Origin of the sequence: Natronoglycomyces albus (assembly GCF_016925535.1) — a bacterium.
Classification (GTDB): Bacteria; Actinomycetota; Actinomycetes; order Mycobacteriales; family Micromonosporaceae; genus Natronoglycomyces; species Natronoglycomyces albus.
On the sequence record NZ_CP070496.1, the window covers coordinates 3,120,372 to 3,135,140 of the forward strand.

The 14,769-nt window shown below is 63.3% G+C and carries 10 protein-coding genes; 3 read left to right on the forward strand and 7 right to left on the reverse strand.

Annotated elements, in window-relative coordinates:
- Positions 1 to 441 precede the first annotated feature (441 nt).
- Together JQS30_RS13415 and guaA are read right to left on the reverse strand one after the other, a co-directional pair.
- Entirely contained in the window at positions 442 to 1,437 is a 996-nt protein-coding gene (locus JQS30_RS13415) for an NUDIX hydrolase (protein WP_213170750.1), read from the reverse strand.
- A 325-nt stretch (positions 1,438 to 1,762) separates the two neighbouring features.
- Positions 1,763 to 3,307 carry a glutamine-hydrolyzing GMP synthase gene (gene guaA / locus JQS30_RS13420; protein ID WP_213170751.1) on the reverse strand — a complete coding sequence of 515 codons (1,545 nt, stop codon included), beginning with the start codon at positions 3,305 to 3,307 and terminating at the stop codon, positions 1,763 to 1,765.
- 250 nt (positions 3,308 to 3,557) lie between these two features.
- Between guaA and JQS30_RS13425 the strand changes: the two genes are divergently transcribed.
- A complete protein-coding gene (locus JQS30_RS13425; RefSeq protein ID WP_213170752.1) occupies positions 3,558 to 6,065 on the forward strand; it encodes an FUSC family protein in 2,508 nt (835 codons plus the stop codon).
- 62 nt (positions 6,066 to 6,127) lie between these two features.
- On the opposite strand, the gene JQS30_RS13430 is transcribed toward JQS30_RS13425, so the two are convergent.
- The 3 genes from JQS30_RS13430 to guaB form a co-directional block, all read right to left on the reverse strand.
- Positions 6,128 to 7,204, reverse strand: coding sequence for a S66 family peptidase (locus JQS30_RS13430; RefSeq protein WP_213170753.1), 1,077 nt, complete (start codon positions 7,202 to 7,204; stop codon positions 6,128 to 6,130).
- 255 nt (positions 7,205 to 7,459) lie between these two features.
- Entirely contained in the window at positions 7,460 to 8,584 is a 1,125-nt protein-coding gene (locus JQS30_RS13435) for a GuaB3 family IMP dehydrogenase-related protein (protein WP_213170754.1), read from the reverse strand.
- Between the two features lie 34 nt (positions 8,585 to 8,618).
- A complete protein-coding gene (gene guaB, locus JQS30_RS13440; RefSeq protein WP_213170755.1) occupies positions 8,619 to 10,187 on the reverse strand; it encodes an IMP dehydrogenase in 1,569 nt (522 codons plus the stop codon).
- 214 nt (positions 10,188 to 10,401) lie between these two features.
- Here guaB and JQS30_RS13445 point away from each other — a divergent pair, with 214 nt between their 5' ends.
- Positions 10,402 to 10,794, forward strand: a complete 393-nt coding sequence (locus JQS30_RS13445) for a DUF5319 family protein (RefSeq protein WP_213170756.1) — start codon at positions 10,402 to 10,404, stop codon at positions 10,792 to 10,794.
- 238 nt (positions 10,795 to 11,032) lie between these two features.
- Here JQS30_RS13445 and JQS30_RS13450 read toward each other — a convergent pair whose 3' ends face one another.
- Complete coding sequence (locus JQS30_RS13450) at positions 11,033 to 11,650, reverse strand: response regulator transcription factor (protein ID WP_213170757.1); 618 nt, start codon at positions 11,648 to 11,650, stop codon at positions 11,033 to 11,035.
- A gap of 290 nt (positions 11,651 to 11,940) precedes the next feature.
- On the opposite strand from JQS30_RS13450, the gene JQS30_RS13455 reads away from it, so the two are divergent.
- A complete protein-coding gene (locus JQS30_RS13455; RefSeq protein ID WP_213170758.1) occupies positions 11,941 to 13,653 on the forward strand; it encodes an ABC-ATPase domain-containing protein in 1,713 nt (570 codons plus the stop codon).
- A 237-nt stretch (positions 13,654 to 13,890) separates the two neighbouring features.
- On the opposite strand, the gene JQS30_RS13460 is transcribed toward JQS30_RS13455, so the two are convergent.
- Positions 13,891 to 14,313: a VOC family protein gene (locus tag JQS30_RS13460; RefSeq protein ID WP_213170759.1), complete on the reverse strand. Its 423-nt coding sequence runs from the start codon at positions 14,311 to 14,313 to the stop codon at positions 13,891 to 13,893.
- Positions 14,314 to 14,769 lie beyond the last annotated feature (456 nt).

A 14,769-nucleotide genomic window follows, 5' to 3' on the forward strand; every position in this document is an offset into this window, starting at 1 on the left:
CTTTGACCGGTCTGGGCACTATCTGCCCGGCCACTTAGGGTCCTACTGGATCGTCATTGCGCTGCGGGAACGCTTGTCTGCGCCTAATGGCGCCTTGGGCACGGGTTCGTGCGCCAGCGATGTTAGGCATGGGCGCGAACGAAAGACTCGCTGGAGATTTTTGGTCTCCTCGCGAAGTCTTCGTCCAGCCATGTGTGCAGGTTGTGGTTTGGATGGGTCGTGTCTTACCTGTCTATCTCCACAAACTACCCGACAAATCGTATGGGCGATAGCGCTGGAATGTGCGCTGGGTCTAACGGATGTGCCCTACAGCCTGTTGCGCGTGCGGATGACCGGTTGTGGCCGCTTGCCGGTTTTGGGCTGGTGATGATTGGCAACGGTGGCGTGGTTCGGGTGCTTGGGCCGATGCCGACTTACAATCGGCGATGCGGCGCGTTTGTGCTATTGGTCAGATTTCACTTCTTGTTCCTGGCTGGTGTGCGGCGCCGAATCGGCGGCCTTTTTCGCGTCGACTACTTTGAGGGCGTCAACGACCGCGGCGGTGAGTTCTTGCCGGTCCAGTTCACCGCGAGTGAACCAACGGGAGTCAGAGGTCGAGCCGCCAGCGGCCTCGACAACCTGAGCCGTCGACGGTTCGCTGACCGTGGCCTGATAGATGGCGCGGACACCATGCCAATCGAGAGGGTATCCCTCAGGGCCGATGGCGCGGCGGTGTCGAAACGACGTCACGTCGAGCAATTGGCCGATGATGGCGTGCTGACCAGTCTCTTCGAAAATTTCACGGGCAACGGCACGCCGGGGCTGTTCAGAGAAGTCCACGCCACCGCCAGGCAGGTGCCACCCGCCCGCTCCCGGGTAGCCGGTGGCGATACGGGCCAGGAGAAACATCTCGCCGGTCGGGTCAGTGACCAGTCCGTAGGCACCAAAGCGTTGGCCGCGTTTGCGGCGGCCTTTGCGCGCTTTGGTGGGTGGGGTGGGGCGTGGTTGTTGTGGCGCTTTGGGCTGGGCGACATCTGCCAGTCGCAGATCCTTGGTGCCCAATACGGCGGCGACGAAAGGCGAATGATCTTCAGCTGATGCCTGTTCGGGCGTAACCCATTGGCAGTTGCGGCGGGCCCGGCCCCCCTTAGGGTCGCTCGCGTTGTCGGCATTGGGTTCATCGAGCAGACGGACACGGTAAATGATGGCATTGGTGTGCACGTCGCGGCGCACCGTCGACACCGCCTGCAGCGGTGTTTCGGCAGCTACGGTGAAGCCAGTGTCGCGATTGAATTGGCGTACGACGGCGTCGAACGGGGCTTCTCCGTGTTCGAGGACCCCGCCCGGCAGGTGCCAGGGGCCGACCGACCCGTCTTTGCGGGTCGCGCGCGTCAAGAGCAGACGGCCGGCTTCATCTCGCGCTTCCCCGTATGCGGCTATGCGGAAGCTGGAAAACATTCTTCAAGCTTACGCGGCGCTTCCTAGTGGGGTCGGCAGGAAAAGCCCAGATGTGAACCACGATGGGGGCACTGTTCGCAAAGGGCACGTTGGGGTTCATATGCGGCAGCCCTGACGGCGTCTCGATCGAGGCACGCCGTCAGGGCTAAGCCACGCAGGCGATATGTCGGGGTCAGCGCGCGCCTGCCCCAGTTGTCCACATGTGGCCAACGTCGCCCCCTACGACGTTGACGCTGCGCGCGCGAGCTGCGGTGGACACGGCTGCCACCTAAAAACTCATCGCGACCGTGACGCCGGTGAGAACTGGTTCACGCGACGAGGCCGACTACTCCCATTCGATGGTTCCCGGGGGCTTGGAGGTGATGTCGAGCGTGACCCGGTTGACCTCGCGGACTTCGTTGGTGATCCGGGTGGAGATCCTGCTCAGCAGGTCGTAGGGCAGGCGTGACCAGTCGGCGGTCATCGCGTCTTCGGACGAGACTGGGCGCAGCACGATCGGGTGACCATAGGTGCGGCCATCGCCTTGGACTCCCACAGAGCGCACATCGCCCAACAGCACCACGGGGAACTGCCACACGTCCCGCTCCAGACCGGCCGCGGTCAATTCAGCGCGGGCAATGGCATCGGCGGCTCGTAGAGTCTCCAGCCGCTCCCGGTTGACCTCACCAATGATGCGGATGCCCAGACCCGGACCCGGGAAGGGGTGCCGCCACACGAGCGATTCGGGCAGGCCCAATTGCAAGCCAATCGTTCGCACCTCGTCTTTGAACAAGGTGCGTAGCGGCTCGACCAGGTCGAACTTGAGGTCCTCGGGCAGCCCGCCAACGTTGTGGTGGGATTTGATGTTTGCCGTGCCGGTGCCTCCGCCCGACTCGACGACATCCGGGTACAGCGTCCCTTGCACGAGGAACTCGATGTCTTTCTCAGCGCTGAGATCACGGGCGGCCTTTTCGAAGGTGCGGATGAACTCGCGACCGATGATCTTACGTTTTTGTTCGGGGTCGGTGACTCCCGCCAGCGCGCTCAGGAACTGCTCGGAGGCGTCGACGGTGCGCACGTCAATGCCGGTTATGGAGGCGTAGTCTTTTTCGACCTGTTCGCGCTCGCCCGCGCGCAGGAGCCCGTGGTCAACGAAGACGCAGGTGAGCTGGTCGCCTACGGCTTTGTGAACGAGAGCGGCGGCGACCGAGGAGTCCACTCCGCCTGAGAGGGCGCACAGGACCTTCTTGTCTCCCACTTGCTGGCGAATCTTCGCGACCTGCTCGTCAATGATGCTGTCGGCGGTCCAAGACGGGGCTAGGCCCGCGATGTCGTACAGGAAGTGACTCAGAATTTCCTGCCCGAAGTCGGTGTGGCCGACCTCGGGGTGGAATTGGACTCCGGCGAGGCGACGGGTGGTGTCTTCAAACGCCGCGACGGTGGCGCCGGCGCTGGAGGCGGTGACGGTGAAGCCGTCGGGAGCCACAGTGACGGAGTCGTTGTGACTCATCCACACTGACTGGGCCTGTGGGGTCTGGCCGAACAGGACCGATGGGCCACTGCGGTCTAGTTGGGTGCCACCGAACTCCGAGAGTCCGGTTTGTTCGACGGTTCCGCCGAGGGCTTTGGCCATGGCTTGAAAGCCGTAGCACATGCCGAACACTGGCACGCCCGCCTCGAAGATGGCCTTGTCAACCTGTGGAGCTCCCTGGGCATAGACCGAGGCGGGTCCGCCGGAGAGGATGATCGCCGCCGGTTCACGCGAGAGCATGTGCGCGGCCGACATGTCACTGGGCACTACTTCGGAATACACCTTGGCCTCACGGACCCGGCGGGCAATGAGCTGGGCGTACTGGGCGCCGAAATCAACGACGAGAACCGGATTCTTCATAACTCCCAGCTTAACCGCTGCGTAGTGGTGATTCGCCGTCACAATCCGCGGGGTGTGTCCGACCTTGCTTTCTGAATGGGTCCCCGTCGGGTTCGGCAAACCTCGATGAGCGAATTCCCTGGTGAAATGGGGTGACGTGAGGCGTGCCAAACCGTCTCATAACGCTGGTTTGGCTTCGCTGGTGGACGTATCATTTCAAGCGTGAGAACTACTGGGCTGCCTACTACGTACGCGAGTATGGATGTGGCTTGTGCCTTTGGTTCCCACCACATCGCCTCCGGTGCTGCGCGGGCAGACACTACCGATCGCGGCGGATTCGTTCTCACCTCTCCGTCGCAGGCTCGCCTCCGCGACGAAGGACGAGGCGATGGCTGAGCGCGGCATCGGGGATTCACCACCGGACCCTGCTCGAGGTCCTGGTGCCCCGGAACCTAGCCGGAGCCAGCGGCCAGCGGAGGCGGATGCGCGCCGCGACCGGGCCCCAACGGCATGGGGCGGCTCGGTGAAGAACCGTTCCAAACGCAATCAAAACCCTTCGTCCTCTGGCTTTGGGACGAAGCGCCGCAGAGAGAAGGTTCGCCGTGCCGCAACTCGGCATAAAATCTCTGAGCCCGAACCGGGCCATTCTCTCACCGGGCAGGGTTGGCAACGCTCCACTCTCATCGGCATCCGTCGCGACCTGACCGCCTGGTCCACTCGCGAGTTCCAGCCCGCGCTGGTGGCGCGTACTGCCCTTGGCATGGTCATCGTCGCTGCCTCGCTGCCGCTTTTTGACGGGGCGGGCTGGGTTATGGCCGCCATCCTCGGCGCGTGGGTGGCGGGCATGGGACTGCTGACACCGGGCACTCGCACCAGCGCTGGAGTGCCTTTGCTTATCGGCTTGGGCGCGGCCTTGAGCCTGCTGGCCGGGTCGGTCGAACCCAATTGGGTCTTTATTGTCGTCACCGCGGTATACGCCCTCGTTTTGACCTACATCAGCTCGGTGAGTAAAGCCGTTGGCATCATCGCCACCATTTGCGGTGTCCTTTTCTTCTTCGCCGACCAACTCACCGTCACCGCCACTCCCGGCCAAGCCGCGCTGGCGGTGTTGGCGGGGGCTGGCGTCCAGGCAGTGTTGACCCTTCTGCCGCCGTATTTTCGATACGCGGATGACCGCAAGTGTCTTTCCACGGCTTGGCGAGTTCTCGCCGCCGACGCGGAGTCGTTGAGCACAAATCACCACATCGCGCTGCAAACGAACCGCTTGCATAATGCTGTGGCGGAGCTGGATTCGCGTCGACGCCTCCCTCCTGCTTTGCGTGAGGCCCGTAACGACGTCTACGAGGTCTCGGGTGCGTTGACTCAGGTCAGTGCCGCCCGGCTGCGGGCGCAATTGGAAGGTGATGCGGCCTCGGCTGAGCTTTATGCCGAAGCGCTGAGTCTCGCCGGTCGTCTCCTGCTGTACCTGGCCAATACTGTGACCGCGCCCCGAGGGCGCCCGGTTGACTGGTCGAGTCTGCTCGATGAGCTCGGTGAGCGGGCCATCGCGACCCCGACTGGCACCATTCCTGGCGAGGTCACCGGTCTGCTGCGGATTTTGCATCGTTGCGACCAGTACGCCGAACGCATTACGAGGGGCGAATCGGGCATCGCCACGTCCAGCCCTTGGCGTCACTCCTACGCTCAGTTGCGGGCGGGGGCACGTCAGCTGGCCCGCAACCTCAAGTGGAGTAATCCGGCTGTGCGGTTCAGCTTGCGGCGCTCGCTAATCGTGGCCGGGGCCGTGTGGGCGGGAATCCTATGGCCGGGTAACTACGGCTACTGGATTCCACTTACTGCCTGGCTGGTGCTGCAAGTGGACTTCTACGGCACGATCACGAAGGGGTCGACTCGAGCCGTCGGCACGATCGCGGGCGTGGTGGTGGTCTCTGGGGTCGCCATTGTCTTGCCACATAGCCTGTGGGTTTTGACCGCCGCCATTATCGTGTTCGCGTCGCTGGCCTACCTCACCCAACCGGTTTCGTTGGCGGTCTTTTCCGCCGCGACGGCCGGGCTGACGGTGATGCTGGCCGACTTGGTGGGGGATGACGCGGTGACCGCGGCCTGGGAACGGGGGCTGGCTAGCACCGCTGGCGCTGTAGCCGCCATCGCCCTGTATGTGGTGGTACCGACCTGGCAGACCAGGCGGCTTCCGACGTTGTTGGCAGATCTGATCGACGCTTATTCTGACTATGCGCGGCTGGTGCTCGACCACCAAGCGCACCCGGCCGATCACAGCGCTAAGCGGATGCGTTTGGCGGTGGACGCGGTGCGCAGCAAGCGACTGGCATTGACCAACGCCGCCGAGCAGGCCGAGGCGGAGCCTTTGCTGTTGCGGCCCAAGGCCAGTGAGGCGATGGGTACCGAGGCTGCGCTCGCGCGAGCGGCGCGGGCTTTGATTTCGGTGAACGCGAGTGTGAAAGACGATGACACGGTCGAGCTTCCCGCCGTCGACGTGTGGGCCCAGGCTATTGACGCCTACTATGCTCGCTTGGCCGCCCTAGTGCGTGACGAGGGCGACCCACCGCCGCCGGTGGATTTGGAGGCGGCTTCGCGCGAGTTCGAGATGGCTGTGGCGACAGGGCCGCCCGAGACGAGGTCGCGGCGCAAGATCTTGCGGTGGGAGGCCGACCAGGTCGCCGATGCCTTGCAGGACGCCAGCTTGATCGTCAACCACTGGCGCAACGACGAGCGAGCTTCGTCGCTTGATCAACCTGGAGGGCACAGTCCGCACAGCTAGGTATCAATCTAGGTTTTGGGTCAGCCGCGCGCACGGTCTGGTCACCGTGCCGCTTGTGTCGGCTAGTACTCAACGGTGATGGTTTTGCGTTCCAGATCGAGGCGAATGGTTCCTCCGTAGGGGATCACCAATTGCGGGTCGGTGTGGCCAAGGTCGACATCCAGCACGACGGGAGCGTGTGGTGCGTACTCCCCCATTGCGGCCAGGACTGCCTTGTGTTGAGCTGCTCGATACTTGTTGCTTTGGGTGTGCGACAGGGTCCTCACAAAGCTCCATGTCTTGGGCCGCCCCATGATTAGCGCCGCGCACTGCTGTAGAAAGCCTCGTTCCCCGAGGTTGCGCAACGTACGGTAGACGGTCTTGTCGTCTGGCAGTTCCTCGGAGGTTTCGAAAAAGAGCACCCGGCCCGACAGTTCCTCAGGTTCGGGCAGGTACCGGTTGGCCATGGCCAACCACGAGACTATTTCCAGGTTCCCGCCCCAGCTGCGGCCTTCGATCAGTGGTGACTGGCGTTGTTCGGGGTTGGCGTTGTGCCACTGCCATCCGCCGCTGACAAACATTGAGGGTGGCTCGTCAAAGGTGCTCTCATCGCCCCAATCGCGGTCGCGGTCGTTGACCTCCTCGGCTGCGGTCAAGGCGAAGGCCCCGCCGGTGAACATCGCGGCGCGCAGTGATTCCTCGGTCATCGGGTGCATGGCTCCGGGGCGGCCAAACGCTGTCATCACTGTTGCCCCGTGGTAGCCGACTATGCCGAGCCGCTCCAAGTAGACCAGCAAGTTTGTGCAGTCGGAAAAACCGTAGAACTGTTTGGGGTTGGCCTGCAACAACTCCCCGACCAGGTGCGGCAAGACCGTGATCTGGTCGTCTCCGCCGATACTGGCGATGACTCCGGCGATATCGGGATCGGCGAAGGCCGCATGGATGTCGGCCGCGCGTTCCTGGGCAGACGAGCCCATTTTGCGGGTGGTGGGGTACTCGACCGGTTCCAGGTCGAAGTCCTCCCGCAGGCGCTTGAGCCCCAGCTCGAACGGGAGGGGCAACGCCCCTGGCAGTCCCTGGGATGGCGAGATGACGGCTATGCGATCTCCGGGGCGGAGACGGTTCGCAATGATGGGACTGGGCGGGGTAGCGGTGCTCATCACCGCAGACTAGTGCAAGAGCGGGCGCGCGTCACCCTGCAATCATCTCGCTAGGACTCACCGGGGCATCCACATAGATGAAACTTTCTCACCTGGGGCCCCTGATTTTATTGTTGCAACAGTGCGGTTTCGCCGTCAAGTTCCGATTCACCGCCTGTGGATAACTTCGCAAACGGTCGCACTCTACTAGTGATGGGGGACCGGCCTTTGGCCGGTCCCCCATCACTAGTAGCCTCGTTTAACTACCCAGAGCAGTTAGCGCAGCAGCGTGATGCCCGCGCGCTGGAATTCCTTCACGGTGGTGTAGCCGCACTTGGCCATGGAACGGCGCAACCCGCCAAACAAGTTCTGCGAACCATCGGGAACCTCAGACGGCCCGTACAGCAACGACTCCATGTCCGTGACGTGTTCGGTCTCCACCGGCGCCGGGCGGTAGTGGCCACGCGGCAACTTCGGGTGACTTGCCGCCGAATGCCACCAAGCACCACTGGCTGGTGCCTCTTCTGCGTCAGCCAGCGCCGCGCCGAGCATGGTCGCGTCGGCTCCGCAGGCGATCGCCTTGGCGATCGCGCCAGAGGTGGTGATGCCGCCGTCGGCGATGAGGTGAACGTAGCGTCCCCCGGTCTCGTCGAGGTAGTCGCGGCGGGCTGCGGCGGCTTCGGCAACGGCCGAGGCCATGGGAACGTCGATGCCAAGCACGGAATCGGTGGTGGACCAGTCGTCGGCTCCGACCCCGACGATGACTCCAGCGGCCCCCGTGCGCATGAGGTGCAGAGCCGTTTTGTAGTTGGTGCAGCCTCCGGCCACGACGGGGACGTCAAGGTCGGCGATGAACTGTTTGAGGTTCAAGGCTCCGTCGGTTGAGGAAACGTGTTCGGCCGAAACGATGGTGCCTTGGATGACCAGTAGGTCAACCCCGGCGTTGAGCACGGCTTCGGAGTAGGTCTGGGTGTGTTGGGGCGACAGTCGCACGGCCACGGTGACGCCCGCGTCGCGGATCTCGGCAATGCGTTCCGAGATGAGCTCGGGTTTCACGGCCTCGGCGTACATCTGTTGCAGCCGAGCGGTCGCCGTTTCTGGAGACAGCGTCGCCAGTTCCTTCAACAGTGGCGTGGGGTCGGTGTAGCGACACCACAGGCCCTCCCCGTTGAGCACGCCCAATCCGCCGAGTCTTCCCAACTCGATTGCGGTCGCAGGGCTCATGGTCGCATCCGACGGATGCGCCACAGCCGGGATCTCGAACCGGTAGGCGTCCATTTGCCATTCGGTTGAGACGTCGTCGATGTCGCGTGTTCGTCGGCCTGGCGCTAGTGCCACGTCTTGCAGTCGCCAGCCGCGCTGTGCGATCTTGCCTGGGCCGATCTCCACCATGTCCCGCAACGTTTGCTCCTCATCCCCGGTTCTGGTTCCGCTTCTAACGCGTGTGGTAGTTGGGTGCTTCGACGGTCATCTGGATGTCGTGCGGGTGGCTTTCCTTAAGCCCTGCCGCGGTGATGCGCACCAGACGTCCGCGTTCGTGCATCGCCTCGATCGTAGCCGCACCGGTGTATCCCATGGCAATACGCAGCCCGCCGACGAGCTGGTACACGACCTGGGCGAGGGTGCCCCGGTAGGGCACTTGACCTTCGACGCCTTCGGGCACGAGTTTTTCGTTGGAGGAGATGTCCTGCTGGAAGTAGCGGTCTTTGGAGAAGGACTTGTCCTGTCCGCGCGACTGCATCGCCCCCAGCGAGCCCATGCCCCGGTAGGTCTTGAACTGTTTGCCGTTCATGAAGATGAGGTCGCCGGGACTTTCGGCACAGCCGGCGAACAGCTGGCCCATCATGACGGTGGAGGCACCGGCGACGATGGCTTTGGCGACATCGCCGGAGTATTGGATGCCACCGTCGGCGATGACGGGGACGCCTTCGCGTCGAGCCACGGAGACGGTGTCCATGATCGCGCTGATTTGCGGCGCACCGACGCCGGCTACGACCCGGGTCGTACAGATCGCGCCGGGGCCAACGCCGACTTTGATTCCCGAGACTCCGGCGTCGATGAGCGCGCGGGCGGCCTCGGCGGTGACGATGTTGCCGCCGATGACGTCAGCTTTATCGCCGAAGTCTTTGACCACCGAGGAGATCATGTTGAGAACTCCTCGGGAGTGGCCGTGGGAGGAGTCGACTATGAGCACGTCGGCTCCGGCTTCGACTAGCTGCCCGGCCCGGTTGTATTGGTCTTCGCCCACCCCGATGGCCGCACCCACGCGCAGGCGACCTGAGTCGTCCTTCGTCGCGTCCGGGTACTGTTCGCGCTTGGCGAAGTCTTTGACGGTGATGAGGCCCTTGAGCCGCCCATCGGCGTCGACGATGGGAAGCTTCTCGATCTTGTTGGTCTTAAGCAGGTGTAGCGCCTCGTCGGATGAGACGCCCTGCGGCGCGGTGACCAGGTTGCGCGAGGTCATGACCTGGGAGACGGGGATCGAGAAGTCGTTTTCGAACCGCATGTCGCGGTTGGTGATGATGCCGACCAATATCCCGTCTTCGTCAGTGACCGGAAGGCCGGAGACGCGGTAACGAGCGCATGTCTTATCGACCTGTTCGAGCGTGTCGCCCGGGGCGCAGGTGATCGGGTCGGCGACCATGCCGGACTCGGAGCGTTTCACGAGGTCGACCTGTTCGGCCTGGTCTTCGGGCGACAGGTTGCGGTGCAGGATGCCCAGGCCACCCAGCCGAGCCATCGCGATGGCCATACGCGCTTCGGTGACGGTGTCCATCGGAGCCGTCAGCAGCGGTGTCGCGAGTCGAATGTTGCGGGTCAGTTGGGAGGCGGTCGCCACCTCGCCGGGGACGATGTCGCTTTCGCCCGGCAGTAGTAGTACGTCGTCGAAGGTGAGACCGAGCGGGATCGGGCCCGCCGAGCCCAGCGGTGTCGACGGTGCGACGCTGCCGGAAATTTCCCCACCTGAAAGTTCATTTACCCCTGTGTCACCTGAAAACGCCATATACCGATACTAGCCCCCGTCGTGGGGCACCTACCGGGCCGCACAAGGGGTGCGACTGGAATCGCACCCAGGCTGAGACGGGGGTCTCCTCCCAGCTCATGGGCGCGCGGATCGGCTGTGAAAGCGACGGGACCCGCTGGGGGCTAGCGCAACGCACGCGGGGAGCGGGCGCGGCATTCGCGCGGCTACTTGCGGCGAGCGCTACCCTAGAAGGGTGTCAGAGGAGCCTCGCGATCCATTTGCCGATGAGCCTGGAAACTTCGACGACGACTCGTGGCGAGACGACCCGGACGGAGAGTCCGAGATGCCTCTCAACGACGTCGAGCGCGCGGAGTTGCAGGAAGACATGGAACAGTTGCGCCTGTTCGAGCAGGTACTACAGCCGCGCGGCATGCGCGGGCTGGTAGTTGACTGTGCCGATTGCGACCAGCCGCACTATTTCGCCTGGGGTCTGCTGCTGTCGAACTTGAAGCACCTGCTGGACCACAATGCGACCCGGGTCCACGAACCGGCGTTTGATCCCAACCCCGACGAGTACGTCTCGTGGGATTACGCCAAGGGATACACCGACGCGTGGGATCACCTCAACTCCGAGGCCGAGGAATAGCCCTCTCCCACTTGCGAGGGAAGGGCTTATTCAAGGTGAGGCGACCAACCGGAGACCTTCCCAGCTCGGACCCAGTAACTCGCCTTTTGCTCACCTTGAATAAGCCCAGTGCCGTCCCTGGGCCGAAGGCCGCGCCAGCGTCATAGCCTCCGTTGTGCTTCTCCCAGGGGCAGCCCGACACCGCGTTAGGTCACCGGATCGTCCCGGCGGCCAACACGCGGTTGGCCAGCACGGCCCATCAGTGCACAATCCCCGCGCGAAACGCCTCGGCGACCGCGTGGGCTCGGTCTCGCGCACCAAGCTTGCGAAACATACGTCTGGCATGGGTTTTCACCGTGTCTTCGGAGACAAATAGGTCCCGCCCAATCTCGGCGTTGCTTTTTCCTTCACTCATGCCGCGCAACACCTGCATTTCCCGGGTCGTCAGATTTGAGCGGCTAGCCATCGCCGCGCGTTGACGCGGTAGGCCCTGAGCGGCTACCTGCGGGCAGACAAGCATGATCGCCTGGGTGAGGGCGACCAGTAGGTCATCGTTGTCGGCGCTGGCGGAGCGGATGACGCCTCGTGCCCCGGCCGCTACCACCATGGCAGCGGTGCGCGGGTCGGTCGGGCCCGCCATCACCACTGCGGTGCCGCGCGAACGCTGCCGCACTTCCCGGGTGAAGTGCACCGGGTCCGGGGTGGCTAGATTGACGTCGACGAGAACGACATCGATGGGGCGTCGACGCAGTTCCTCGTAGACGTCGTGGGTGTTGGCGACGGCGCGCACGGCCTGCGCCAAGCCCATGCGTGTCGCGCAGGCGGCGATCTTGTTTCCGGCCTGGGGAGTCTTCACGCACACTAGTACTGTTTTCACGGTTCCTAACCCTTCATGCCCTTAGGTGGAAAGTGGTCCTTACTGGTGACACGCAGCAGGGTGATTCGCATGACGCGGAAGGATGACTTTTTTCAAATAATTTTTCTCCCGGCGTTTTAGCTGCTAGTCATCCATTCGAGTGGACCTCACGTCACAAGCCGAAGAATTTTTCGCCACCGGAGAGCGCACACTCTGTTCGCGTCGCCGCAACACCAGGCCCCAACTAGTGCGACACTTCGGGAATGAGACGCTCTCCGCACCAACAGAAGCATCAGCGTTCCCGTCACGGAATGAAACGGTCCGACCGCCATTCTGATCACCGCTCATATCCACCTCGTCATAATCTGGATAACGAGCTAGTAGGTATGGACGGTACGTCCTATGGCCGATATAAATCTCTCCGCGGCACCTGGGTAACCGACGAGTACGAGCTCCTTATCCAGCGGGTGCAGTCCGACCCATTCGCGCCACCGAGCCGGGTCGCGGTGCGGTTGGACCCCGACCAGGCCGACCTGCTCCCCGAATGGTTCTCCACCGACCACCGCCGCCGCGCCATCGCCACCGTGCTGGTCAAGCGCGCCAAACAAGCCATGCGCGGCCTGCGGGACCTGCGGCTCGACGCGGGCGGACAAGAAATCTTGGACCGCTCCTCCTGCCAAGTGGGCACAGACGGCTCGGTGATCTTTCGTTTGGGGGCCCAGCTACCCGGAAAAGGCCGCCGCATCGATGGTCACCAAGCCAAACGGGTGCTGTGCGAACACATTCCCTCAATGGTCGACTTCGCGTTGGACCTCGAGGAGGATGAAGCGAAGCGATGGACCGACACCGCCGACGACACCGCAGCACTACGCTCGGCCCTGGTCGACCGTGACCTCATCGCATTCGTCGCCGACGGGGCCATGTTGGCGCGGCACTCCGGAGTCGATGACCGCCCCCTGGGCGAGGGAGTCCCGTTCACCGCGCCCGACTCTCTGGCCATGACTGTCGACCTGCCGCACGCGGGGTCCGTACGCGGCATGGGGATCAAACCGGGCGTCACTCTCATCGTCGGCGGCGGTTTCCACGGCAAATCCACCCTGCTACGCGCGCTCGAACGCGGCGTATACGACCACGTTCCTGGAGACGGGCGGGAACTGGTCGTCGCCAACCTCGACGCGGTTAAGATTCGGGCCGAGGACGGCCGCTCTGTGAGCAGCGTCGACGTCCACGCCTTTGTGGACCACCTCCCCAGCGGAGCTGACACCGCCACCTTCACCACCGAAAACGCCTCCGGCTCAACCTCGCAGGCGGCCGCGATCGTCGAAGCGCTCGAAGCCGGGTCACGCCTGCTCCTCATCGATGAGGACACCGCTGCCACCAACTTGATGATCCGCGACGCTCGCATGCAAGCACTCGTGGCTAAGGACCGCGAACCACTCACCCCGTTGGTGGACCGAATACGGTCGCTCTACACCGACCACGGTGTCTCCACCGTGCTGGTGATGGGTGGGTCCGGCGACTATATGGATGTAGCCGACCGGGTCATCATGATGGACTCCTATGTACCCCTCGACGTGACGGCCAAGGCGAAGGAACTGGCCGCGAACCCAACCGGGCGCCAGGTCGAGGGCGCGGCGTTCACCATGCCCCGGGACCGCATCATCGAACCCTCCAGCATCAACGCTGAGGTACGCGGCAAACAAAAGGTCAAGGCCAAGGGCACCGACGGGATTCAATACGGCGAACAAGACGTCGACTTGCGTTCGGTCGAGCAGCTGACGGACCTGTCGATGACCATGGGGGTGGCGTTGGCGATACAGGCGGCTAGCCAGCAAGGCTTTATCGATGGAACCGCGACGGTTTCGCAGGTGTTGGACCGTCTGGAGTCGGCTCTGGAAGCCGATGGCGTGGAAATGCTGGCGAAAATTCGCACCATCGACTTTGCGTTGCCGCGCAGGCACGAGATCGCCGCGGCGCTGAACCGAATGCGGGACATACGGATTCGACAGGCCACCTCGCAGTGACCAAGCACCGGTGTACTCCATGCTTCCTTTGCGGTAGCTGCGGGCCTCTCCCATTACTCGGCGGCGATCGGCATGGCTTGGACGCAGTGGTGGTTACCAGTCATCATCGGCCGGTACCCGCCGCTGTGTTACTCGGCGCGCTGGGCGGTCAATGTCGGTCACCGACGCAGAAAGGCAGCTCATCGGCTATCGAATGATGGCGAGGTCGATCGGTTTGGCCACGGCATGCCACCGTGGCTACTGGACGCAGAACTCGTTTCCCTCCGGGTCGGTCAACGTGTAGTGGTACTCGGGGAATAGTCCCCACTGTGTGTCCACCTTGCCGATGAGGGTGGCTCCCAGGGCGACGATTCGCTCCACCTCGCTCTCGACTTCCTCCCTGGTGGGAATACGCCCGGGAGTGGCGCTGATATCCAGATGAATGCGGTTCTTGGCGTCCTTGCCCTCGGGAACTTTCTGGAAGAAAAGTCGTGGACCCTCCCCCTTGGGGTCTTCGGCAATCGATCGCTGTAGCAGATCCTCTTCGGTGAGGCCGTTGGCCAATAGTTGCTCCCGCAGCTGGGGCGGGTATTCGGCTCGGGGGTAACCCAGCACGTCCGACCAAAAGTGCGACAGAGACCGTGGGTTGGCACAGTCGAATGTTATGTTGCCGATCTTCATGTCGACCTCCAAATAAGATGTGTGGGAGCGTGCTTGCCTGATATCAACGACGGCATGGCCGCATGAAAGGTCACGGGTACCCGCGCCGATCCATTTGGCGGCACCACTATTCGCAGTTCAGCGTGGTGCGGGATTGAATTGACGTTCGCAGATAACCCTACGATGCGCCTGTGACATTGCGGGCGGGATGTTGCTGCCGCCGGAGAGGGCGTGCGGCCTCACATCGGGGTTTGTGTGTCGCTGACACCGGATAGCCATCGCGGCCCCATCCTCCGCCCAGCAGCAAACGGAAGGGGTCTGCACCGGCCGCACATACGATGCGATCAGTCACGGAACGTGTGTGGACGGTAGGGCAATGAGCGGATGATCCCTAGACCCTGAGCCCCTTGGGATCGAAGGCCGGAGCAAGATCACGCGGTGGTTTGCGTGATCCAAACCGGCTTCAGGGCATAGTAA